This window comes from Staphylococcus sp. HMSC36A10 (genome assembly GCF_001838845.1).
Classification (GTDB): Bacteria; Bacillota; Bacilli; order Staphylococcales; family Staphylococcaceae; genus Staphylococcus; species Staphylococcus aureus.
The window spans coordinates 34,618-58,643 of sequence record NZ_KV839130.1 but is presented as its reverse complement, the minus strand read 5'-3'; the positions used below and the strand labels follow the sequence as shown (position 1 = coordinate 58,643).

General features: G+C 33.4%; 21 protein-coding genes, 1 other RNA gene and 1 pseudogene. 2 read left to right on the top strand and 21 right to left on the bottom strand.

Translation table 11 applies throughout. The features are described from left to right. The first annotated feature begins 130 nt into the window (after window positions 1–130). The gene (locus HMPREF3247_RS12310; protein WP_000985895.1) at window positions 131–1,144 is read left to right on the top strand and encodes an LLM class flavin-dependent oxidoreductase; all 1,014 of its coding nucleotides are present in this window, start codon (window positions 131–133) and stop codon (window positions 1,142–1,144) included. Between the two features lie 236 nt (window positions 1,145–1,380). Here the strand turns inward: HMPREF3247_RS12310 and HMPREF3247_RS12305 are convergent, their stop codons facing one another. The 3 genes from HMPREF3247_RS12305 to cymR all read right to left on the bottom strand — a co-directional run bounded on the left by HMPREF3247_RS12305 (window position 1,381) and on the right by cymR (window position 2,271). Next, window positions 1,381–1,527 (bottom strand): SAS049 family protein, encoded by a 147-nt coding sequence (locus HMPREF3247_RS12305; protein WP_000009238.1) that lies wholly within the window; start codon window positions 1,525–1,527, stop codon window positions 1,381–1,383. Between the two features lie 39 nt (window positions 1,528–1,566). Further along, window positions 1,567–1,749: a CsbD family protein gene (locus tag HMPREF3247_RS12300; RefSeq protein ID WP_000752909.1), complete on the bottom strand. Its 183-nt coding sequence runs from the start codon at window positions 1,747–1,749 to the stop codon at window positions 1,567–1,569. A gap of 99 nt (window positions 1,750–1,848) precedes the next feature. Continuing rightward, complete coding sequence (gene cymR, locus HMPREF3247_RS12295; protein WP_000704122.1) at window positions 1,849–2,271, bottom strand: cysteine metabolism transcriptional regulator CymR; 423 nt, start codon at window positions 2,269–2,271, stop codon at window positions 1,849–1,851. Between the two features lie 84 nt (window positions 2,272–2,355). On the opposite strand from cymR, the gene HMPREF3247_RS12290 reads away from it, so the two are divergent. After that, the gene (locus HMPREF3247_RS12290; protein ID WP_000102740.1) at window positions 2,356–3,630 is read left to right on the top strand and encodes a replication-associated recombination protein A; all 1,275 of its coding nucleotides are present in this window, start codon (window positions 2,356–2,358) and stop codon (window positions 3,628–3,630) included. 160 nt (window positions 3,631–3,790) lie between these two features. Here the strand turns inward: HMPREF3247_RS12290 and HMPREF3247_RS12285 are convergent, their stop codons facing one another. From HMPREF3247_RS12285 to obgE, 18 genes and pseudogenes are all read right to left on the bottom strand, one after another. Continuing rightward, a complete protein-coding gene (locus tag HMPREF3247_RS12285; RefSeq protein ID WP_000682646.1) occupies window positions 3,791–4,564 on the bottom strand; it encodes a tRNA threonylcarbamoyladenosine dehydratase in 774 nt (257 codons plus the stop codon). Beyond that, on the bottom strand, window positions 4,564–4,692 hold the full coding sequence (locus HMPREF3247_RS12280; RefSeq protein WP_001790559.1) for a hypothetical protein: 129 nt from the start codon (window positions 4,690–4,692) through the stop codon (window positions 4,564–4,566). Before HMPREF3247_RS12280 ends, HMPREF3247_RS12285 begins: the two co-directional genes overlap by 1 nt. A 64-nt stretch (window positions 4,693–4,756) precedes the next feature. Next, window positions 4,757–4,947: non-coding RNA, 6S RNA (ssrS, locus tag HMPREF3247_RS12275), on the bottom strand. Window positions 4,948–5,024: 77 nt separating this feature from the next. Continuing rightward, window positions 5,025–6,791, bottom strand: coding sequence for an aspartate--tRNA ligase (gene aspS, locus HMPREF3247_RS12270; RefSeq protein ID WP_000044799.1), 1,767 nt, complete (start codon window positions 6,789–6,791; stop codon window positions 5,025–5,027). Window positions 6,792–6,806: 15 nt separating this feature from the next. Further along, entirely contained in the window at window positions 6,807–8,069 is a 1,263-nt protein-coding gene (hisS, locus tag HMPREF3247_RS12265) for a histidine--tRNA ligase (protein ID WP_000590826.1), read from the bottom strand. A gap of 460 nt (window positions 8,070–8,529) precedes the next feature. Next, window positions 8,530–9,406: pseudogene (locus HMPREF3247_RS12260) on the bottom strand (N-acetylmuramoyl-L-alanine amidase). Next, the gene (dtd, locus tag HMPREF3247_RS12255; RefSeq protein WP_000869983.1) at window positions 9,403–9,855 is read right to left on the bottom strand and encodes a D-aminoacyl-tRNA deacylase; all 453 of its coding nucleotides are present in this window, start codon (window positions 9,853–9,855) and stop codon (window positions 9,403–9,405) included. Before dtd ends, HMPREF3247_RS12260 begins: the two are co-directional and overlap by 4 nt. 11 nt (window positions 9,856–9,866) lie before the next feature. Then, window positions 9,867–12,056 carry a RelA/SpoT family protein gene (locus HMPREF3247_RS12250; protein WP_001058587.1) on the bottom strand — a complete coding sequence of 730 codons (2,190 nt, stop codon included), beginning with the start codon at window positions 12,054–12,056 and terminating at the stop codon, window positions 9,867–9,869. Window positions 12,057–12,483: 427 nt separating this feature from the next. Continuing rightward, on the bottom strand, window positions 12,484–13,002 hold the full coding sequence (locus tag HMPREF3247_RS12245; RefSeq protein WP_064130031.1) for an adenine phosphoribosyltransferase: 519 nt from the start codon (window positions 13,000–13,002) through the stop codon (window positions 12,484–12,486). Between the two features lie 21 nt (window positions 13,003–13,023). Next, window positions 13,024–15,297, bottom strand: a complete 2,274-nt coding sequence (gene recJ / locus HMPREF3247_RS12240; protein WP_000594995.1) for a single-stranded-DNA-specific exonuclease RecJ — start codon at window positions 15,295–15,297, stop codon at window positions 13,024–13,026. 202 nt (window positions 15,298–15,499) lie between these two features. Next, a complete protein-coding gene (gene secDF / locus HMPREF3247_RS12235; protein ID WP_000749795.1) occupies window positions 15,500–17,779 on the bottom strand; it encodes a protein translocase subunit SecDF in 2,280 nt (759 codons plus the stop codon). A gap of 274 nt (window positions 17,780–18,053) precedes the next feature. Next, entirely contained in the window at window positions 18,054–18,314 is a 261-nt protein-coding gene (gene yajC, locus HMPREF3247_RS12230; protein WP_001160682.1) for a preprotein translocase subunit YajC, read from the bottom strand. An 18-nt stretch (window positions 18,315–18,332) separates the two neighbouring features. Further along, on the bottom strand, window positions 18,333–19,472 hold the full coding sequence (gene tgt / locus HMPREF3247_RS12225; RefSeq protein ID WP_001112045.1) for a tRNA guanosine(34) transglycosylase Tgt: 1,140 nt from the start codon (window positions 19,470–19,472) through the stop codon (window positions 18,333–18,335). A 22-nt stretch (window positions 19,473–19,494) separates the two neighbouring features. Next, window positions 19,495–20,520, bottom strand: a complete 1,026-nt coding sequence (gene queA / locus HMPREF3247_RS12220) for a tRNA preQ1(34) S-adenosylmethionine ribosyltransferase-isomerase QueA (protein WP_001019167.1) — start codon at window positions 20,518–20,520, stop codon at window positions 19,495–19,497. A 1-nt stretch (window position 20,521) separates the two neighbouring features. Beyond that, window positions 20,522–21,526: a Holliday junction branch migration DNA helicase RuvB gene (ruvB, locus tag HMPREF3247_RS12215; RefSeq protein ID WP_001005768.1), complete on the bottom strand. Its 1,005-nt coding sequence runs from the start codon at window positions 21,524–21,526 to the stop codon at window positions 20,522–20,524. A 31-nt stretch (window positions 21,527–21,557) separates the two neighbouring features. After that, window positions 21,558–22,160, bottom strand: a complete 603-nt coding sequence (gene ruvA / locus HMPREF3247_RS12210; RefSeq protein ID WP_000271547.1) for a Holliday junction branch migration protein RuvA — start codon at window positions 22,158–22,160, stop codon at window positions 21,558–21,560. Window positions 22,161–22,173: 13 nt separating this feature from the next. Continuing rightward, entirely contained in the window at window positions 22,174–22,629 is a 456-nt protein-coding gene (locus HMPREF3247_RS12205) for an ACT domain-containing protein (protein ID WP_000368902.1), read from the bottom strand. Between the two features lie 12 nt (window positions 22,630–22,641). Continuing rightward, window positions 22,642–23,934, bottom strand: coding sequence for a GTPase ObgE (obgE, locus tag HMPREF3247_RS12200; protein WP_070866247.1), 1,293 nt, complete (start codon window positions 23,932–23,934; stop codon window positions 22,642–22,644). Window positions 23,935–24,026 lie beyond the last annotated feature (92 nt).

Sequence of the window (24,026 nt, the reverse complement as noted above, 5' to 3'; positions counted from 1 at the left end):
AGTATTTGCAGATATTTTTTCATTCGTAAAATGTAACGTACTATTATTTTGGTTATGAGCAATTTAATATTTATCTGGTTATTCGATTGGTATACTTCTTATATCATACAAAAGGAAGGACGATACAAAAATGGCGATCAAATATTCAGCATTAAACCTTGTCCCTATTCGAGAAGGTGAAGATGAACGAACAGCAATTAATGATATGGTTAAGCTCGCACAACATTTAGACGAATTATCATATGAAAGATATTGGATTGCTGAACACCATAACGCTCCCAACCTAGTAAGTTCAGCGACTGCTTTATTGATTCAACATACGTTAGAACATACGAAACACATACGTGTAGGTTCTGGAGGAATCATGTTACCTAACCATGCTCCATTAATCGTTGCGGAACAATTTGGCACGATGGCAACATTATTTCCAAATCGTGTCGATTTAGGATTAGGACGTGCACCTGGAACAGATATGATGACCGCAAGTGCATTAAGACGAGATCAACATGATGGTGTTTATAAATTTCCGGAAGAAGTTTCATTATTACAACAATATTTCGGTCCCGCTCACCAACAAGCATATGTTCGTGCTTATCCAGCAGTAGGTAAAAATGTGCCTTTATATATTCTTGGTTCTTCAACAGATTCTGCACATTTAGCTGCTCGTAAAGGGCTTCCATATGTGTTCGCTGGACATTTTGCACCTCAACAAATGAAAGAAGCTATCGAAATTTACAAAACGTTATTTGAACCTTCTGATGTATTAGACGAACCTTATGTTATTGTATGTTTAAATACAATCGTTGCTGAAAATGATGACGAAGCACAATATTTAGCTTCATCTATGGCACAAGTAATGGTTAGTATCACTCGTGGCAGAATGCAGCCCGTTCAACCGCCAACACATGAACTACAAAATATATTAACGCCGAGAGAATATGCGATGGCTATGGAAAGACAGAAAATATCATTAATAGGTTCAGAAAATACTGTTCAACAAAAAATTCAAGATTTTATGGAAACTTATGGTGAAGTCAACGAAATTATGGCAATAAGTTATATTTATGATAAAGATATGCAATTAGACTCTTATCGTCGGTTCAAGAATGTTATAAATCAGATAAATGAAAAAAACACTTTATAATGTGATAAATAAACTAAGTGAAAGTATGTATCCATAATATTAATAAAAATAAACAGTAACAGCATTTTGAATAAAAGATGTCTTTATTGTTCAATCATTTATTTTAGTAATGATTCAAATTCACTTAAAATTCTAAAGCAAATATGAAAGCGCCCCTTCAACTTTACACTGTGTTAGTGTTTATTTGATGGGGCGCTTTCAAAATATTGAAAAGCATATCCAAAATTTAAAGAAATTTATTTCTCTTTATCTTCATTTTCTTTTTTCTCTTCGTTATTCGATCCTGTATATTCATTTATCTTATCTTTTACATTTTTAACTTGTTCATTATCGCTATTTTTAAATTTTTCTACTGCGTCTTTAGCTTTATCCATAAAACTCATATTAATCGCTCCTCTTATATTTAATTAGTTTAATTGAACTTATTTTTTAAGTTTATCAATTGCATCAGTTATTTTGTTTTTAGCATTTTCAACAACTTCTTTTGCTTTACCAGTCGCTTTATCTTGCTGACCTTCTTTTTCTAATTCTTTGTTATCAGTAACGTTACCTACTGTTTCTTTAACATTTCCTTTAAATTGATCGAACTTACTTTCGTCTGCCATAGTGAAACCTCCTTGGATGTATATATTTATATACCACTAAGGAGGTTCGCTAAACATTATAATATGAAGTTTTTATGTTATAGTATAGTATTTATACGATTAAATATAAAACATGTATCCGTCTAAATCTTCGCTTGTATCTACATATTCCGCTAAATATTTCAATGTTGTATTATCTAAAACATCTCTCACTGCATCTCTCATGCGAATCCATAGTTGTTTTTGCGCAGGTGGTTCTGATTCAATACTTTCAACAAATGTAATTGGACCTTCCAACAGTCTTATAATATCCCCTGCTGAGATTTCTTCCGCTGGCACTCTTAATTGGTATCCACCTTTAGCACCGCGTACACTTCGAATTAACCCCGCATTTCTTAAAGGACCTACAAGCTGTTCTAAATATAAATCACTCAAATTATTTTCTTCAGCAATTGACTTTAATGATATACATCCTTGCCCCTCTTTTTTAGCAAGAGAAATCATCAATGTAAGTCCATATCTCCCTTTAGTAGAAATTTTCATTGTATAACCTCACTTAATTCGAATATTGATATTCCCATTTTAGCATTTTTTGAGTTAAGATAGTATAAGAAAGGTGTGACAAATGTGAGTACAGAACCATTAGCATCGAGAATGCGCCCAAAAAATATAGATGAAATCATTTCCCAACAACATTTAGTTGGACCAAGAGGCATTATCAGAAGAATGGTTGATACAAAAAAATTAACTTCAATGATTTTTTATGGTCCACCTGGTATAGGCAAAACAAGTATTGCCAAAGCAATTTCGGGCAGTACGCAATATAAATTCAGACAATTGAATGCTGTAACTAACACTAAAAAAGATATGCAACTTGTTGTTGAAGAAGCTAAAATGTCTGGTCAAGTTATCTTGTTATTAGATGAAATACATCGACTAGATAAAGCTAAACAAGACTTTTTATTACCTCATTTAGAAAATGGCAAAATCGTCTTGATCGGTGCTACAACTTCAAATCCTTATCATGCTATCAATCCAGCGATTCGTTCAAGAGCGCAAATTTTTGAGTTATATCCTTTAAATGATGAAGATGTGCGCCAAGCGTTAACTCGTGCAATAGAAGATGAAGAGAATGGTTTGAAAACATATCAACCCAAAATTGATGAAGATGCCATGACCTACTTTTCTACACAAAGTCAAGGTGATGTTCGTAGTGCGTTAAATGCATTGGAATTAGCTGTATTAAGCGCAGATAATGACAAAGACGGTTATCGACATGTTACATTGCAAGATGCTAAAGACTGTTTACAAAAAGGTGCATTTGTAAGTGATAAGGATGGTGACATGCATTACGATGTTATGAGCGCTTTCCAAAAATCTATCCGTGGTAGCGACGTCAATGCCGCTTTACATTATTTAGCACGATTAATTGAAGCTGGAGATTTACCTACAATAGTTCGACGATTACTTGTAATTAGCTATGAGGATATAGGCTTAGCCTCACCTAATGCTGGTCAGAGAACACTTGCTGCTATTGAATCAGCAGAACGTCTAGGTTTACCAGAAGCTAGAATTCCACTAAGCCAAGCAGTAATCGAACTATGCTTATCACCTAAGTCAAATTCAGCAATGAGTGCCATTGATAGTGCATTGTCCGATATTAGAAACGGTCATGTGGGCCAAATTCCAAACCATTTAAAAGATGGACATTATCAAGGTGCTAAAGATCTAGGCCGATCTATTGGTTACAAATATCCACACCAATATGTTAATGGCTATGTTTCACAGCAATATTTACCTGATAAACTTAAAAACAAAATTTATTATGAACCAAAAACGACATCTAAAAGTGAACAACAACTCAAAGAAATATATAACAACTTACTTAAACAAAGGCCGTAAAAATAAGATTAAATCGATTACCTTTGATATTTTAGCTATAATCAAATCAAAACTGACTAGTATACGAGGCATATTCTACTATGCTTGCGAACTAGTCAGTTTTAGTTTTATGGTGTGGTTACACTTGCCTTACGTTGAAAATTATGACTTTCAAAATGAATTATTGCCCTTTGTCTTTAATGCGACGAACTGGAATATCTTTTAATACGTCATTCACCACATAACTAGCACAAATTAATCCAACAACACTTGGCACAAAGGCATTTGAAGAAGGTGGCATTTGTCCTTTTCGATTGATAGCATTTTTATCTCCAACTATATCTTTTACATCTTCTCTTATGACAATTGGACTTTCATCTGAAAATACAACTGGAATCCCTTTACGAATTCCTAGTTTTTTCAATTTTTGACGAATAATTTTGGCCATTGGATCGGTATGTGTTTTAGAGATATCTGAAATTGTAAAACGTGTTGGATCTGTTTTATTTGCAGCACCCATACTGGAAATCACTTTAATCCCTCGGTCAAGACACTCTTTCATTAAGTGTACTTTGTACATTATTGTATCACTTGCATCTACAAAATAATCTATATCGTAGTTATCGAAAATTTCTTCATATGTCTCTTCTGTATAAAACATATGTAAGGGCGTGACTTTACAATCTGGATTAATTAATTTAATACGTTCTTCCATCAAAGAAACTTTACTTTGTCCTACCGTTGTAGTTAAAGCGTGTAATTGTCTGTTTACATTTGTAATATCAACATCATCTTTATCTATTAATATAATATGACCAATATTCGTTCTTGCTAATGCTTCAGCAGCAAATGAACCAACACCTCCAACGCCAAGTATGACAACAGTTTGTTGCTTCAATAAATCTAAACCTTGTTGTCCAATCGCTAGTTCATTTCTTGAAAATTGATGTTTCATTATTTTACCTCTTTCACTGATTTATACATAAGTACATAGTAACTTAAAATTTTATATTTAGCATTATCGCTTTGATTATTTTCCCAAAATTCAACGAGGAAACATTTATTAAACGCTATAAAACCCAACTAATTCTTTATTAAAAACTTAAAGAAACGCATAAAAATACGCAAGACAAAGTCTTGCGTATCGATAGAGTCCGTATTGCCGTAGTTATAATAGCTTGATCATTCGGCCTGTTATATACAGGTGGGTGCCCTGTTTCTTGTTTTGTACGTCCTTCATATAAGGCGTGTACGCTGCAAGAAAACCCATTGGGCTCCCTTGATCAAAGAGTGTTAGGCCCAAATTAAAAAGCAAACTTACGAACAACTCAGATGACTATCTTATGATGTTATATTACCACATAATTAAAATTAATGAAATTATAACAAACCAAAGTTTATTGATTTTTTAAAATTTAGTGACGAATTCGCAAAGAAAGTTCTTCTAATTGTTTATCAGAAACTTCACCAGGCGCATTCGTTAATAAACATGTAGCAGATGCTGTTTTAGGGAATGCGATTGTATCTCTCAAGTTTGTTCTATTAGTCAATAACATGACTAATCGGTCTAATCCTAATGCAATACCGCCATGTGGTGGTGCACCATATTTAAATGCATCTAGTAAGAAGCCGAACTGTTCTTGTGCTTGTTCTTTAGTAAATCCAAGAACTTCGAACATTTTTTCTTGTAACTCACCATCATGAATTCTGATTGAACCGCCACCTAATTCATAACCATTTAATACTATGTCATAAGCATTTGCCTCAGCTTCTTCTGGCGCAGTGCCAAGCTTAGCAATATCAGCTTCTTTTGGAGATGTAAATGGATGATGTGCTGCAACGTAACGTTTCGCATCTTCATCATATTCCAATAATGGCCAATCTGTCACCCATAAGAAGTTTAATTTTGTTTCATCGATTAAACCTAATTCTTTAGCTAATTTGACACGTAATGCACCTAAACTTTGTGCAACGACATTTGGTTTGTCTGCAACAAACATTACTAAGTCACCAGCTTCAGCACCAGTTAATGTAAGTAATGTTTCAACATTTTCTGTTTCAAAGAAACGTCCAATTGGACCTGTCAAACCATCTTCCACAACTTTAACCCACGCTAATCCTTTAGCACCATAGATGTTTACAAATTCTGTTAAAGCATCCATATCTTTACGAGTATATTGTTCAGCTGCACCTTTAGCGACAATTGCTTTAATTTCACCATCATTTTCAACAGTATCTTTAAATACTTTAAAGTCCATATCACGTCCTAATTGAGAAACGTCAATTAATTCCATTTCAAAACGCGTATCTGGTTTATCAGAACCATAGCGACGCATCGCTTCTTTATATGTCATGCGTGGGAAAGCGCCATTAATTTCAACGCCTTTAACTTCTTTAACAACTTTTTTAAGCATTTCTTCACCCATTTGCATCACATCTTCTTGGTCTACAAAACTCATTTCAATATCGACTTGTGTAAATTCAGGTTGACGATCTGCACGTAAATCTTCGTCACGGAAGCATTTTACGATTTGGTAGTATTTGTCAAATCCACTAATCATCAATAATTGCTTAAATAATTGTGGTGATTGTGGTAATGCATAAAATTCACCATCATGAACACGAGATGGTACTAAATAGTCACGTGCACCCTCAGGTGTTGACTTCGTTAGTACTGGTGTTTCGATGTCAAAGAACCCTTCATCATCCAAATATTGACGAATAGAACGTGTAATTTGATGTCTCATTTTAAATGTTTGCGCTAACTCTTGACGACGTAAATCTAAATAACGGTATTTTAATCGAATATTTTCATCAACGTTAACATTTTCTTCATTTATAGAAAATGGTGGTGTCTCAGATTTATTAATCACTTTAATATTTGTAACTTGTACTTCAACTTGGCCAGTTTTAATTTTAGGATTAACTGTTTCAGGGTCACGCTTCGTAACTGTACCTTGAACTTCTACAACATATTCAGAACGTACTGTTTCAGCAATTTTCAATGCCTCTTCTGAAAATGCAGGATTAAACACGACTTGTACAATTCCTTCTCTATCTCTTAAATCAACGAAAATCAATCCACCTAGGTCACGACGATTGTTAACCCATCCTTTTAATGTAATTTCTTGTCCTAAAAATGCTTCAGTAACTAATCCACAATAAGTTGTTCTCTTACTCATATTTTAACGCCCTCTCTACTTCTTAAAATATTCGACTAATGCGTCTAATTCAATTGTTTCAGATTCACCAGTTGTCATATTTTTAACATCGATTTTATTATTTTCTAATTCTTGATCACCAATAACGATTGTAAACTTGGCACCTAAACGGTCTGCTTGTTTCATTTGTCCTTTAATTTTACGCTGTAAGTAGTCTTTATCTGCTTTAATACCATTATGTCTCAAATGATTTAATAACTTCACAGCATATCGATCTGCTTGATCACCCATTGTAACAATGAATAAATCTAAGTTTTCTTCAATATCTAATTCGATACCTTCTTCTTCAAGTGCAAGCAATAATCGTTCTATACTTAGCGCAAAACCAATACCTGTTTCACTTGGACCATCTAGCAATTCTAATAAACCATTATAACGGCCACCACCACAAAGCGTTGTAATGGCACCATCATAGTTAGGGTTATCCATCATTAATTCAAATGCTGTATGTGTATAATAATCCAATCCACGAACTAAGTTAGGATCTTCAATATATGGAATACCTAAATCATCTAAATAAGCTTTTACTTGTTCATAATATGCCTTAGATTCCTCATTTAAGAAATCAGTGATTCTAGGTGCAGTCTTAATCGCTTCTTTATCACGGTCAACTTTACAATCCAAAATTCGCATCGGATTTGTATGCAAACGTGATTGACAATCTGAACAAAATTCATGAATTACTGGTTCAAAGTGTTTCACTAACGCTTCGTTATATTCTTTTCGAGACGCCATATCCCCTACACTATTAATAACAAGCTTTAAATGTTTTAATCCAAATGATTGATAAATATGCATAACCATAGCTAATACTTCTGCATCTACGCTAGGATTTTCAGCACCAATAGCTTCTACACCAAATTGATTAAATTGACGATAGCGCCCTTTTTGCTTACGTTCATATCTAAACATCGGTCCATTGTAATAAAGTTTAATTGGTTGGTTTGGATTACCTTGCATTTTATGTTCAATATATGAACGCACAACTGCAGCTGTTCCCTCAGGTCTTAATGTAATACTTCTATCGCCTTTATCTTTAAATGTATACATTTCTTTTTGTACGACATCGGTTGAATCACCAACACCTCTTGCAAAAAGATCTGTACTTTCAAAAATTGGTGTTCTTATTTCTTTATAATTATAAAATGTCATTAATTCATCTAATTGATTTTCAATGTAACGCCATTTCTTTGAATCTTCAGGTAAAATATCCTGCGTCCCTCTAGGTATTTTAATCATTTTGACATCTCCCTCGGCAAACTATTTTATTTAATTACCTTTTTAAAACTAAAACTATATACGATCACTTAACTTTGCATGATAAATCATAATTTTAAAAGCAAAAGAAAAAGCCCTTGCACAGCCTGAAACTGCACAAGGGACGAATATCCGTGTTGCCACCCTCATTGGTTTAAAAAACATGCCTAATTGTAATCATCATTACTTTTTATAAGCGTGCATTAAATAAACCCACTCAAAACGTTTAACGTACGTTTAACGGCTTTACTTTTCATAAAGCACCTCTTCTTGTGTTCAATGTATATAAACTACTCAGCATAATCTTTCAGTCTATGGATTATATTCCTACACAATCTTAGTTAGATTGCTACCTATTTCATTTACCATTTCAAGAATACTAACGGTTTTAGTTATAAAATTCAATATCAATGATAACTACTTTCACATATTTTTGCAAGCCCTACGCAGAAAAATAAATTTTAAGGCCATCAACAATTGCTTGTTCTAAAATTTGTCTATGTAATTGATCTTTAATCATCGTTTCATCAGTTGGGTTACTAATATAACCTAATTCTAATAAAACAGCAGGAACTTTTGTTTGTCTTAACACTTGATAATTTTCTTGTCTTGAACCGCGATTAGAAAGTAGACCTTTCTTCTGAATCGTAGCGTCTAACGTATCTGCTAAAGCTCTTTGATTATCATGATACCAATAAACTGTCATTCCATTTGCATTAGATGATTCTAATGCATCATTATGTATACTCAAATAGGCATCGCCTTTGATATCACGATTTTCTAGTGAAACATATGTATCGTCTGTTCTTGTCATCTTAACAGTTGCGCCTTCTTTTTCTAAAGTACGCTGCAATTCTTTTGCTGTTTTCAACGTATAGTCTTTTTCTAAACTTTTATATTTAGTATTGCTTGAAGCACCCTGGTCACTACCTCCATGACCAGGATCAAGCACTATTGTTTTACCTTGCAAAGGATTTTTCTCCTTCGTATTATCCGCGACAATATCTAAATTTGTGTGCCATCCAGCTATCCAACCTTTTTCATTACTGGATGTATCTTCAACTTCAATCCATTTACCTACTTTACCAATCTTTTTAAAATGGTCACCTTTCTCAACTTTATATATGACTGGATACGCAGCGTTTGGACCTGTACGTAATTCAGCATTTTCAGTTATCGTGATGTTCCCACTATCTTCACTATTGCTATTCAGCAATAAAAATAAAAAGATGATAAATAAGACAAAGGCAATCACTACTATTAGAGTACGTTTTTTTTTTAAGACCCTTTTTAGATAACCATGCCTCTATTTTTTTCATTGAATTTTGCCGTCCTGACTTTCATAAATAATAGTGACTGGACCATCATTATTTATGCTAACATTCATGTGTGTTCCAAATTCACCTGTTTTCACAGTAAGACCATACGCTCGTAGCGCATCATTAAAATACTCATAAATTTTTACCGCTTGATCAGGATTTTTAGAATTTGAGAAACCTGGACGGTTACCTTTTTTTACATCTGCATAGAGAGTAAATTGTGAAACTGATAGTATTTCACCATTCATTTGTTGGATATTAAAGTTTAATTTATTATTGTCATCTTCAAATAATCTTGCATTAGCAATTTTCTTTGCAATTACATCTGCATCTTGCTCTGTAGAGTTCTGACCGATACCGACTAATAAACAATATCCTTTTTTGATTTGATTATTTAATGTATCATTCGTCACCGATGCTTCTTTAACTCTTTGTACAACTACTTTCATATTTTGCACCTCTAGTTCCAAACTCTTGTTACTGTATAAACATCACCAAGTTGTTTGATCTTTTCTACCACACGATAAACATCATTCACGTTTTTCACCATGACACTAATATTTATTATTGCATTTTTATCAATATCTGAACGTCCTGAAACTTTAATTAAATTGCCGGCTGTCGAGCTAACAGCTTGTAGTACTTCATTCAACAAGCCATTTCGGTCATACGCAGTTACCTCTAAATCAACCTGATATTTTTGAGTTGCGTCTTTTGATTTTACCCATTCAACATTAATTAGTCGTTCAGTTTCGTTCTTAATATTTGGGCAATCAGTGCGATGTACTTTAATACCGTGACCTTTGGTGATATAACCTACAATATCATCACCTGGTATAGGATTACAACATTTTGACAACTTGATAAGTACATTTTCTAAACCTTCTACATAGACACCACTATCAGTAATGATGTTGTCTTTAATAGGCAATGATTTCGTAACTTCTTGTGCTTCATTTAAAGCACGTTGTTTATCTAAAATACGTTGTCTTTCAGTTAATTTATTAACAATCTGTAAGGATGTCACGCCGCCAAATCCTACAGCTGCGAATAAATCATCTTCATTTGCAAAGTTATATTTTTCATTAACAACCTGAATATTTTTCTCTGTCAAAATATCTTCGACTCTAAATCCTTGCTCTTTTATTTCAACTTCAACCATCATTCGGCCTTTTTCAATATTAGATGAACGATCTTGTTTTTTGAAGAAACTTTTAATTTTACCTTTGGCACTAGACGATTTAACAATTTTCAACCAATCACGACTTGGTCCATATGAATGTTTACTAGTACGTATTTCAACAATATCGCCTGTTTGTAAAATATAGTCAATTGGTACAATTTTGCCATTCACCTTGGCACCAATCATCTTATTACCTACTTCACTGTGAATCGCATAAGCAAAATCAATCGGCACAGCACCATATGGCAACTCAATAACATCACTCGCTGGGGTAAATGCGTATACTTTGTCACTCTGTAAGTCATATTTTAAGGTTTCCATAAATTCTTGAGCGTCAGACGATGTATGATCCGCTTCAGCTAATTCTTTTAACCAATTTAACTTATTTTGATAAGTTTGATCTTTTTCACTTACTTTTTTACCTTCTTTGTAAGCCCAGTGTGCTGCAACACCATGCTCAGCAATTTCGTGCATATCAAACGTTCGTATTTGGATTTCGAGCGGGTCTCCATTTGGACCTACTACTGTAGTATGCAATGACTGATACAAATTTTGTTTAGGCATTGCAATATAATCTTTAAAACGTCCTGGCATCGGTTTCCATAACGTATGCACCAACCCAAGTATCGCATAACAATCATTAATAGAATTGACAATAACACGTATCGCCAACAAATCAAAAATTTGATCAAATTGTTTTTTCTGCTTCATCATTTTCCGATAAATACTGTAAATATGTTTAGGTCTACCATTTATATCGCCTTCGATATTCATTCGGTCCATTTCAGTACGTATTCTATCAATAGCCGTTTCGATATACGCTTCACGTTCACTACGTTTCTTCTTCATTAAATTGACTATTCTAAAATATTGCACATTATCAATATAACGAAGAGCCGTATCTTCTAGTTCCCATTTAATTGTATTAATACCAAGACGATGTGCTAAAGGTGCATAAATTTCTAATGTTTCTCGAGAAATTCTAATTTGTTTTTCACGCGGCATGGCTTTCAAGGTACGCATATTATGTAATCTGTCTGCTAATTTCACCAAAATTACGCGTACATCTTTGGCAATCGCAATAAATAACTTGCGATGATTTTCAGCTTGTTGTTCTTCTTTTGAGCGGTATTTTACTTTTTTAAGCTTCGTCACACCATCAACAATTCGAGCAACTTCTTCATTGAACATTTCTTTTACATCTTCAAATGTATACGGTGTATCTTCAATTACATCATGCAAAAAACCTGCGACAATCGTCGGTCCGTCTAATCGCATTTCTGTTAAAATACCTGCAACTTGTATAGGATGCATAATGTATGGTAATCCGTTTTTTCGGAACTGACCTTTATGTGCTTCATAAGCAATATGATAGCTTTTTAAAACATACTCATATTCATCTGCTGACAAATATGATTTTGCTTTGTGAAGAACTTCATCTGCACTATATGGATATTCGTTGTTCATTATATGATACACCCCATTCATATTTATAACTTCGCCTTAAACAATGATTTAGGTACTCTTGTTGAATAGTATTTGTCCCACACCAATCATACGTCCGTCGACGATAAATATTTATCCTGTCGTCATTAATCGTAATATTAATTTTACTTGAGCGAGTTTAATTTGTATACTATTCCTACTTTTAAAACTTTTACAAAAATTCGACCTAAATCTACTGTTTCATTTTTTAAATATTAGTTCTATGATACTACAATTTATGAAATAAATAAACGATGTTATTAAGGTATAATGCTCAATCATCTAACATTTTCAGTAAATAAAAAATCCTAACATCTCATGTTAAGAAAACTTAAACAACTTTTTTAATTAAGTCATTGGTTCTTATACATTTGATGAAGGATTTCATTTGATAAAATTATATTATTTATTATTCGTCGTATGAGATTAAACTCATAACATCGTAATCTTTAATTTTTTCAATACCATTTAAATATTTCAATTCAATTATAAATGCAATACCTACTACGATACCGCCTAATTTTTCAACTAATTTTATTGCTGCTTCAATCGTACCACCAGTAGCTAATAAATCATCTGTAATTAACACACGTTGACCTGGTTTAATTGCATCTTTGTGCATTGTTAAAACATTTGTACCATATTCTAGGTCATACTCATAACGAATGACTTCACGAGGTAATTTCCCTTCTTTTCTAACAGGTGCAAAGCCAATCCCCATTGAATAAGCTACAGGACAGCCAATGATAAAGCCACGCGCTTCAGGTCCTACAACGATATCAACATCTCTGTCTTTTGCGTATTCTACAATTTTATCTGTTGCATAGCCATATGCTTCACCATTATCCATAATTGTAGTAATATCCTTGAAACTAACACCTGGTTTCGGCCAACCTTGAACTTCTGATACGTATTGCTTTAAATCCATTAATATTTCCTCCTAAATTGCTCACGACAATTGTGACTTTATCCAATTTTTTATTTCTGAAAAATCTTGATATAATAATTGCTTTTCAACATCCATACGTTGTTGTCTTAATTGATATACTTTGCTGGAATCAATCGATCTTTTATCAGGTTGTTGATTGATTCGAATTAAACCATCTTCTTGTGTTACAAATTTTAAGTCTAAGAAAACTTTCAACATGAATTTAAGTGTATCTGGTTTCACACTTAAATGTTGACACAATAACATACCCTCTTTCTGGATATTTGTTTCTTGTTTAGTTATTAATGCTTTATAACACTTTTTAAAAATATCCATATTAGGTATACCATCGAAGTAAATCGAATGATTATGTTGCAAAACTATATAAAGTTGAGAAAATTGCAGTTGTTGCAAGGAATTAGACAAGTCTTCCATTGACGTTGGTAAATCTCTTAATACTACTTTATCAGTTTGTTGTTTAATTTCTTCACCATAATAATATTCATTCGCATTTACTTTATCACTTTTAGGATGAATAAGCACGACAATATTTTCATCATTTTCTGTAAAAGGTAAACTTTTTCGCTTACTTCTATAATCTAATATTTGCTGTTCATTCATCGCAATATCTTGAATAATTATTTGCGGTGATTGATTACCATTCCATTCGTTGATTTGAACAGATCCTAATATATTAATTGGCTGTTCATCTTGTAACTCAGGTTCTAAGTGTCCATTTTGCCAAAATAGCGCGGCGATATTACTTTCACCAAGTGTCAATTTTAGATGATTTTTTTGTTGACCTATCGCCTTAACTGAAGAAACTGATAAATCATCCATTTCAAAAATAGGTCTAGAAAAATCTGTTCCGAAGGGTCTTAAACGATTCATATCACGAATATTTTTAATCGTTATATCATTTTCTGTTAATAATACATCTACTTGCTTTACGGGATCTAACGAAGTTGTTTTAGATAATTCTTTCATCCATTTATTTAAACCTTCAGCTAACGATTCTATATTTTCAATATCCATCGTCATACCTGCAGCCATATGATGGCCGCCAAATTTAGCGATTAACTCTTGATGTGCTGATAGTATTTCAAACATCGACACTTGATCAATTGATCTGGCGGAACCTTTTGCATGATTTTGCTCCCTATCAATATTTAAAATTAATGTTGGCAAAGCAAATGTTTCGACAATTTTCGAAGCAACAATACCTAAGACACCTTCATGCCAATTTTCTTTTGCTAAAAGTAAAAATAAATCTCCCTTTTTAACTTTCGTTTCTGCCATAGCCATTGCTTCTTCTGTGATAGTTGCTACAATATCTTTTCTTTCACGGTTAAAATGTTCAACTTGTTCTGCTAAAAATGCAGCTTCTTCTTCGTCGTCAGTCATCAACAATTCGCAAGCTAATGATGCGTCATCTAAACGACCTACAGCATTAAGTCTAGGTCCAATAATAAAACCAATTGTTTCTTCATCAATATTGTCATTGTATCCCGCTTCTTTTAGCAATGCTTTAACAGAGGTCGGACATTGATCATTTAAGACTTTTAATCCTTGTTTCACTAATGATCGATTTTCATCAGTTAAGGATACTAAATCCGCAATGGTACCTATCGCAACTAATGCTTTAAAATAATCAGGTACATTTTCAATCAATGCTTGTGCTAATTTGTATGCAACACCTGCACCACACAATTGTTGGAACGGATAATTAAACGATGGATGCATTGGATGTACGATTGCATATGCTTCTGGTAATGTACTACCAATTTCATGATGATCAGTTACAATGACATCAACTCCTAAATCTTGAACCATTTTAATTTCATTATGACCTTGTATGCCATTATCAACAGTTATGATTAATGTTATGCCTTCATCATGAGCATTTCTAAATGCTAGTTCGTTTGGTCCATATCCTTCGGTAAAGCGGTTAGGAATATGCCATCCTACTTGTGCACCTAAAAGTTGTAATGTTGTCACTAAAATTGTAGTTGCGGTAACACCGTCGGCATCGTAATCACCATAAACTAGGATTTTCTCATCATTCGCTATCGCTCTTTTAATTCTTTCAATAGTCTTAGTCATATCGCTCAATTGCAGTGCATCATGATTGATATCTGTATCTGAAATGATGGATTCTATTGCTTGTTCATCAATAATCGATTTACTTTCTAATATTTTTTTTACGATTGGCGTTAACTTTAATTTTGATGTTAATTCATCACTTATGTATTCAGCTGGTTTAGTTAATTTCCACTTATACTTCGGTTTAATCATATATATTTACGCCTCATTTCCAAAAGACATTATATCTAAAATTACTTTAAATAAAAAGCACTTATCTAAATAATCAAGACTTTAATTATACCATTTTTTAAAAATGAATGCGGGAACTTATTTATATATATTTTGTTAAATTTAAATAAAGTAAAAAGCGGTATGTGAACTCTTTAATGTTTCACATACCGCTTAATTCATTTTAAACTAAAATCTTTTCATCGTTCGATTTCTTTTCTTTATATACAACTAATTTGTGTTTCGGCGATTTTTTCAACTGACGTTTTTTCATTATTCCCCATAGCGGAACGGCAATGAAGATTGAAGAGAATACACCAGAAATCAATCCGATAAATAATGCTAAAGTAAAGTTGAATATCGTAGGAGCACCGAAGAATAGTATAGCAACTACTACTACAATAACTGTTAATACTGTATTAATTGAACGTGTCATCGTCTGTCTAATTGATCTATTAACGATATCATCAATTTGTTCTGTTGTCGTAATCACTTTAACCTTTTGTAAGTTTTCACGTACACGGTCAAACGTTACGATTGTATCATTAATTGAATAACCGACAATTGTTAATACAGCGGCGATAAATGTTAAATCTACTTCAATTCTAAATAAACTGAAAATCGCTACTATTATGAATACATCATGTAATAATGCCAATACAGATGAAAGACCCATGCGCCATTCAAATCGTAATGATACATAGATGATGATACCTATCGATGCATAGATTAATGCAAGCATTGCATTTTTTGCTAATTCCTGTCCAATAATTGGTGATACAGTATTAATTTGAGGTGTGTCACCGAATTTCGATTTAATATTATCACTCAATTTATTATCTTGAGCACGCGTTAAATCGTCTTTAAATTGAACAGTTGCTACTTTATTATCTTTACCATTGATTTGAATTTGATCCGCTTTAAGTCCACTATCTTTTACAACTTGCTCAACCTTTTGTTGAGTAATTGCTTGTTTAGATTGGAAATCTACACGTGTACCACTTGAGAAATCAATTCCTAAGTTTAACTTGAAGATATAAAGAATAACTAAACCGACGACTACAATTAAAATACTTACTCCAATTAATGGCTTAGCTAATTTAACAAAATTCCATTTCTCGAATGAAGTTTTAAGGTCATGAACATCTACACCTTCATTAATATCATGTCGTTTATTCTTTTTAACACCAAATAACCAAAATTGATTTTTGAATATATTTGATGAAACAAGTAATGATAATAAGAATCTTGATAAGAACACGGCTGTAACAAAGATCATTAGAATACCTAATAATAACATTGTCGCGAAACCTTTAACTGAACTTTCACCGAAGAAGAATAATACTGCTGCGGCGATAACTGTTGTTAAGTTAGAATCAAAAATTGTTAGGAATGAACTTTTGTTTGCTTTAGAAAAGGCTTGCTTTATCGTTCTACCTATTCGAAGTTCATCCTTAATACGCTCATACATGATAATATTGGCATCTACAGCCATACCTACACCTAATACCAACGCCGCTAATCCTGGTAAAGTTAGAACCCCGGAAATGAAATTAAATGCTACTAACGTTAGATAGATATAAGTTGTCAATGCAATAATCGCTACTAAACCAGGTAATCGGTAGAATCCAAGCATGAATAAATAAATTAATGCTACACCAATAAACGATGCAAACACAGTTTTATCTAATGCATCTTGACCAAATTGGGCACCTACTGAGTTTGAATAAATTTCTTTCAAGTCAACTGGTAAAGAACCTGCATTTAACAATTCGGCGATTTGTTTTGCTTTTTTAACGCCTTCTTGTCCTTTAAATCCACCCGAGATTTCTACGCTATCAGAATTGATTGGTTGATCAACACTTGCTGCAGAAATAAATTTAGGGTTTTTCTTTTGTGCTTCTTTTTTATAGCTGTCACCTTTTTTGAAATCTAACCAAACAACCATGACATTATCACGTTTCTTAGAGATTTCTTCCGTTACTTTTTTAAATTTGTTTTTGTCTTTTACTTTAAAAGTAACTGTAGGCTGGTTTGTTTCCTGTTTAAATTCTTGTTTGGCAGATCCCTGTTTAATATCAGAACCGCTTAATTTTACTTTATCTTCTGCATCGCGAATTGTTAAATTAGCTTGAGAAGATAAAATTTTACGTGCTTCATTCTGGTCTGTTACACCAGCAAGTTGAACTCTAATTCTATTAGGTTCTTCAACTTGAATTTTAGGTTCCGAAACACCTAAAACGTTAACACGATTTTCTAATGTTTGCGCTGTTGATTGTAAGGCTTTTTTATCTATTTTGTCGCCTTTATTTAAAGGATCGACTTGATAAAGCACCTCAAATCCACCTTGCAAATCAAGTCCTAAATTGACATTCTTTATAACACTTTTATAAGTTGCAGCCATTCCGGCAAACAACAATACGACTAAAAGCAAGAACGCAATTATTCTACTACTTTTCTTCACATGAACACCTCATTATTTACGTATGTATTTAGAATACTTGAATACTATTTTATAACGCAAGTTAAATCTTTCTTACAAAATTTATTAGCCTTATACATATTAACATACTAGAGCAGGGAGTAAAAATAGTCATAGATATATTTAATTTAAATTTAACAATTATTATGTATCACAATTTCTTTTTTTGGAATAAAAATAAGCTATTCTACATACTACTTATAACTTAAAAAGGATGAAACGCTATTCGTTTCATCCTTTTTAATACCACTTCTCGTTATGAAGGGTCAACTTGTTTAATAGCAGGTTTTTCGAAAGTTAATTCAGTACCATGACCATTAACTGTAATAACAACAGTTGTTTCATCTACTGCTTTAACAGTACCTTTAATACCACCAATAGTTGTAATTCTTTGACCAGATTGAATGTTATTAATCAACTCACGATGCTGTTTCGCACGTTTTTGTTGTGGTCTGATCATCAAGAAATACATAACCGCAAAAATTACGACTATATATATTAGTAATGAAAATTGCATTTTATACGCTCCTCTTGCTTAAAAGTTTTTTGGGTTCTCAACATTTAATCCATATTGCTCGAAGAATTCTTCTTTGAAATCTAAAAGACGATCTTCTCGAATGGCTTGTCTTATATCTTCCATTAATTTTAGCAGAAAATGTAAATTATGAATAGTAGTAAGACGAATACCAAAAGTTTCCTCTGCCTTGATTAAATGACGTATATACGCTCTTGAATAGTTTTGACATGTATAACAGTCACAATTCTCATCTAACGGTCTTAAATCATCTGCAAATTTTGCATTTTTAATAACTAAACGACCTTGCGATGTCATACAAGTACCATTTCTGGCAATACGTGTCGGTAAGACACAATCAAACATATCCATGCCGCGAATACTACATTCGATTAACGCATCTGGAGATCCTACACCCATTAAATATCTTGGTTTATCTTTAGGCATAAACTGCTCTGTATGTTCAACCATTTTATACATAACCGGTTTAGGTTCACCAACTGACAAACCGCCGATTGCATAACCAGGAAAATCTAATTCTACTAAATCCTTTGCACTTTGTTCTCTTAAATCTTCATATTCGCCACCTTGTATAATGCCGAACAATGCTTGATCTTCAGGTCTTTGGTGTGCATCTAGACATCGTTTCGCCCAACGTGTTGTACGTTCAATAGATTTTTTTACATAATCATATTCAGCCGGCATCGGTGGACATTCATCAAATGCCATCATAATATCAGAACCTAAATCATTTTGAATTTGCATTGATTTCTCAGGACTCAAAAATAATTTAGACCCATTAGTATGATGTCTAAATTCCACGCCTTCTTCTGTAATTTTACGTAAATTACTTAAACTAAACACTTGGAAACCGCCTGAATCTGTAAGAATCGGACCATCCCAATTCATGAATTTATGTAATCCCCCAGCGTGTTTGATAATATCATTTCCGGGTTGTAACCACAAATGATATGTGTTGCCCAAAATGATTTTTGCTTCAATTTGTCTTAACTCTTCTGGACTCATTGTTTTAACGGTTGCTTTAGTACCAACTGGCATAAACATAGGTGTTTCAAATGAACCGTGTGGTGTGTGCACGATACCTAAACGCGCACCTGATTGTTTACAAGTTTTAATGTGTTCGTATGTTACTGCAGGCATATTCAAAATCCTCACATTCTTTTTATATAATTAACATTGCATCGCCAAAACTAAAGAATCTATATTCTAAATTTACTGCCGTTTTATAAGCATTCAGAACATTTTCACGAGTACTAAACGCTGATACTAGCATAACTAATGTTGATTTTGGTAAATGAAAATTAGTAATCTGGCCATCAATTGCTTTAAAATCAAATCCTGGATAAATAAATATATTAGTCCAGCCACTCGTTTCAACAAATTTATCATGATCGCGTCGAATTGTTTCAAGTGTACGTGTTGAAGTTGTACCAACTGATATAATGCGATGTCCTTTGGACTTAGTATCATTTAATAAATCAGCTGTTTCTTGTGTCATTTGATAATATTCACTATGCATTTCGTGGTCATTCACAACATCGACGCTCACCGGTCTAAACGTACCTAACCCAACATGTAATGTAACAAATGCGATATTTACACCTTTATTTTTAATTTCAGTTAATAACTCATCAGTAAAATGTAATCCTGCTGTTGGTGCTGCCGCTGAACCACTTTCTTTAGCGTAAACTGTTTGATAACGATCTGGATCATCTAAACGTTCTTTGATGTATGGTGGCAGTGGCATTTCCCCTAATTCATCTAATCTTTCTTGTAAAATACCTTCATAATGTAAACGCATGATGCGTCCACCTTGATCCATTTCTTTTATGCATTCAGCTATAATTTTGCCATTACCAAAATTCAATTTATTACCAACTTTAATACGCTTAGCTGGTTTCAGTAAGACTTCCCAATCATCACCTTCAATTTGAGTTAACATTAACATTTCAACTTTTGCACCAGTTTCTTCTTTTAAACCAAAAAGTCTAGCTGGCATTACTCGCGTATCGTTAAGCACTAATGTATCACCAGGTCTAAAATACTCAATGATATCTTTGAAATGTAAATGTTTCATTTCACCAGTTTCTCTATCCATGACTAATAAACGACTATGATCACGATCTTTTAAAGGCGTTTGAGCAATTAATGATTCTGGTAAGTCATAGTCAAATTCTTCAATATTCACGTTATCCTCTCTCCTCATTCGACTTTGCAAAATGTTCATAAGCTAATGGTGTTGCTTTTCTGCCACGTGGCGTACGTTCTAAAAAGCCTTTCTGAATAAGAAATGGCTCATAAACGTCCTCAATTGTAATACGTTCTTCACCAATTGTTACGGCAATCGTATCTAAACCAACAGGTCCACCATTATACTGCTTAATAATACAGTTCATCATTTTATGATCAATGTAATCTAGTCCGTGTTGATCAACTTGAAGTAAACCTAATGCGTGCTTCGTTGTTTCAATGTATATTTGTTCATCTTCATTCACTTGCTGGAAGTCTCTTACCCGCTTCAATAGTCGATTTGCTACTCTTGGAGTCCCTCTAGAACGTTTAGCAAGTTCAATGGCACTTTCTTCATCAATACCTGTGCCTAAAACCTCAGCTGTTCTAATAATGATTTCTTTTAAATCTGATTCATTATAATATTCTAATCTTAAGTGCACACCAAATCGATCCCTTAGTGGACCTGTTAAGCTGCCAGCTCGCGTTGTTGCACCTACCAAAGTGAATGGAGGTAAGTCGATACGGATACTTCTAGCCTCATCGCCTTTACCAATGATAATATCTAAAAAGAAATCTTCCATTGCAGGGTATAACACTTCTTCAACAACACTACTCAGTCTGTGTATTTCATCAATAAACAAAACATCTCCAGGTTGAAGTCCTGATAAAATTGCAGCCAAATCACCAGGTCTTTCTAATGAAGGCCCTGATACTGTACGTATATTAACTTCCATTTCATTGGCAATGATATTAGATAATGTTGTCTTACCTAATCCAGGGGGGCCAAAAAGCAATACATGATCTAATGGTTCATGACGAAGTTTAGCCGCTTTAATAAATACTTCTAAATTACTTTTTATTGAATTTTGACCAATATATTGTCGTAATCTCGTAGGTCTAAGCGACAATTCGAAATCAGTTTCTTCACTATGCATTGATTGATCAACCATACGCTCATTCATGACAACACTTCCCCTATTAATCTATTTAAAATTAAGATACAACTAATTGAAGACCTGCCTTAACAGCTTCATCAACTGAGTCATATTTATTTTTATTTAACGTTTTCTCAACTTTTGCAAGCTCTCGTTTAGAATAACCTAATGCTTCTAACGCTAACATTGCTTCTTGCACGAATTGATCTTGCACCGTCGAAGTAGCGTCTACTTGTAATAATGAATCGCTATCTTCTTCAGTGATTTTCACTTTACCTTTTAAATCTAAGACAATCTGTCTTGCCGTTTTCTTACCAATTCCTGGGAATTTAGTTAAATACGTATCATTTTCATTTTCAATGGCACGTTTTACTTCATTAGGCGTACTTGTCGCTAAAATAGCTAAAGCTGATTTCGGACCAATACCAGTAACTTTAATTAAACTCAAGAACATATCTTTCTCTTCTTCACTACTAAATCCATACAATAATTGTGCATCTTCACGAACAATTAAAGATGTATGAATTAAAACTTCATGATCTAGATGCTTTTGAAAACGATAAGAATTTGGTGTTTGAATTTCATAACCAACACCAGCAGTTTCAACAACTACGTGTGTAGGATATAAATGTGTTAACTTACCTTTGACATACGCGTACATTATAGGCACATCCTTACATACTCATACTAATTAATTCTACTTTTGATACATAATCTAAATTTCTCAAAGCACCAATAACATCTTCTACTGAAGTTTCTTTAGATTTAGCATTCAGTGATAATGTTATTGTTGCTTTTTCTTCCATTGGAATACTTTGATGAATCGTTAATACAGATAGTTCTAACTTTGATATAACATCTAGTACACGTGCCAACATACCCACAATATCAGTTACATATAAAATTAATGTAAATTCTCGATGGTCAAGCATTTTATCGTCTACTGGAAATATCGTTTCTCTATATTTATAAAAAGCACTTCTAGATAGATCAAACTGTTTAACGGCATCATAAATGGACAATGTCGGATCACTTTTTAAGGCATCTTTAATCTTCAATGTTTTAACCACGGATTCAGGCAAGACATCTTCTCTAATTAAATAAAACTTTTTATAATCTTTATTGTCCATCATGTTACGCTCCTATTCAACGAATTCAAATTCTCCGCCAAGAATTCTAACGATATCACCATTTTTACAACCACGTTCTCTAAGTGCATCATCAATACCCATCGAACGCATTTGACGAGCAAATCGACGTACTGCTGGATCACTGTTAAAGTCAGTCATTTTAAACATTCTTTCAATAGCATTACCACTTACCACATAAGCACCATCATCATCTCTTGAAATTGTAAATTTATCTTGTGACGGTGTATGTTTATATAATACTCGGTTAATGCCAACTGACTCCTCTTCTTCAACTGTGAAGTCAACATCTTTATATTCTTCTAATTTATCTGCTATTGCATATAATAATTGATCAATATTATCACGCGTTATTGTTGAAACTGGAATAACTGGCACATCTTCGCCAATTTCTTCTTTAAACAAGTTTAAATTATCTTGTGATTCAGGTAAATCCATCTTGTTAGCTACTACGATTTGAGGTCTATCTTCTAAACGTTGCTCGTACGCGGCTAATTCTTGATTAATGACTTTATAATCTTCAATAGGTTCTCTACCTTCAGAACCGCTCATATCAATCATGTGAACAATAACTTTTGTTCTCTCTACATGTCTTAAAAATTGATGTCCTAATCCAACGCCATCAGATGCACCTTCAATTAAACCTGGTAAATCTGCCATAACAAAACTACGTTGATCAGGCGTTGAAACAACACCTAGATTTGGTTTAATCGTTGTAAAATGATATGCCCCAATTTTAGGCTTAGCTTTTGAAACGATAGATAATAAAGTCGATTTACCCACACTAGGGCAACCTACTAATCCTACATCAGCTAATAATTTCAATTCTAAAGATACATCTAATTCCTCACCTGGTTCACCTTTTTCACTGAAGTCAGGTGCAGGGTTTCTAGGTGTTGCAAAACGTGAATTACCTCGGCCACCTCGACCGCCCTTCGCTACTACAGCTCTTTGACCATCTTCAACAAGATCTGCTAACACTTCGTCTGTTTCAACATTTTTAATAATTGTACCAGGTGGAACTTTTAATACTAAATCTTCCGCATTTTTACCATGCATATTACTACTTTGGCCATTTTCACCTTTGCTTGCTTTAAAATGACGTTGATATCTAAAATCTAATAACGTTCTTAAACCTTCATCCACTTCAAATACGACTGAAGCACCTTTACCACCGTCACCGCCAGCTGGTCCACCAAATGGTACATATTTTTCTCTTCTGTATGCGGTAATACCATTACCACCATCACCGGCTTTAAGAGATATTTTGACTTGATCGACAAACATATATCTCACCTCTTTTACATATAATTTTCATTTTCCCAATAATTATAGCATATTAGAGCCCCTTATAGTTTAGCGATTAGGGGCTCTTATGC

Coding starts and splice junctions, on each gene's coding strand:
- HMPREF3247_RS12310 (WP_000985895.1), top strand. CDS start 131: ATGGCGATCAAATATTCAGCATTAAACCTTGTCCCTATTCGAGAAGGT.
- HMPREF3247_RS12305 (WP_000009238.1), bottom strand. CDS start 1,527: ATGAGTTTTATGGATAAAGCTAAAGACGCAGTAGAAAAATTTAAAAAT.
- HMPREF3247_RS12300 (WP_000752909.1), bottom strand. CDS start 1,749: ATGGCAGACGAAAGTAAGTTCGATCAATTTAAAGGAAATGTTAAAGAA.
- cymR (WP_000704122.1), bottom strand. CDS start 2,271: ATGAAAATTTCTACTAAAGGGAGATATGGACTTACATTGATGATTTCT.
- HMPREF3247_RS12285 (WP_000682646.1), bottom strand. CDS start 4,564: ATGAAACATCAATTTTCAAGAAATGAACTAGCGATTGGACAACAAGGT.
- aspS (WP_000044799.1), bottom strand. CDS start 6,791: ATGAGTAAGAGAACAACTTATTGTGGATTAGTTACTGAAGCATTTTTA.
- hisS (WP_000590826.1), bottom strand. CDS start 8,069: ATGATTAAAATACCTAGAGGGACGCAGGATATTTTACCTGAAGATTCA.
- dtd (WP_000869983.1), bottom strand. CDS start 9,855: ATGAAAGTAGTTGTACAAAGAGTTAAAGAAGCATCGGTGACGAATGAT.
- HMPREF3247_RS12250 (WP_001058587.1), bottom strand. CDS start 12,056: ATGAACAACGAATATCCATATAGTGCAGATGAAGTTCTTCACAAAGCA.
- HMPREF3247_RS12245 (WP_064130031.1), bottom strand. CDS start 13,002: ATGGATTTAAAGCAATACGTATCAGAAGTTCAAGGTTGGCCGAAACCA.
- recJ (WP_000594995.1), bottom strand. CDS start 15,297: ATGATTAAACCGAAGTATAAGTGGAAATTAACTAAACCAGCTGAATAC.
- yajC (WP_001160682.1), bottom strand. CDS start 18,314: ATGCAATTTTCATTACTAATATATATAGTCGTAATTTTTGCGGTTATG.
- tgt (WP_001112045.1), bottom strand. CDS start 19,472: ATGCCTGCAGTAACATACGAACACATTAAAACTTGTAAACAATCAGGT.
- ruvB (WP_001005768.1), bottom strand. CDS start 21,526: ATGAATGAGCGTATGGTTGATCAATCAATGCATAGTGAAGAAACTGAT.
- ruvA (WP_000271547.1), bottom strand. CDS start 22,160: ATGTACGCGTATGTCAAAGGTAAGTTAACACATTTATATCCTACACAC.
- HMPREF3247_RS12205 (WP_000368902.1), bottom strand. CDS start 22,629: ATGGACAATAAAGATTATAAAAAGTTTTATTTAATTAGAGAAGATGTC.
- obgE (WP_070866247.1), bottom strand. CDS start 23,934: ATGTTTGTCGATCAAGTCAAAATATCTCTTAAAGCCGGTGATGGTGGT.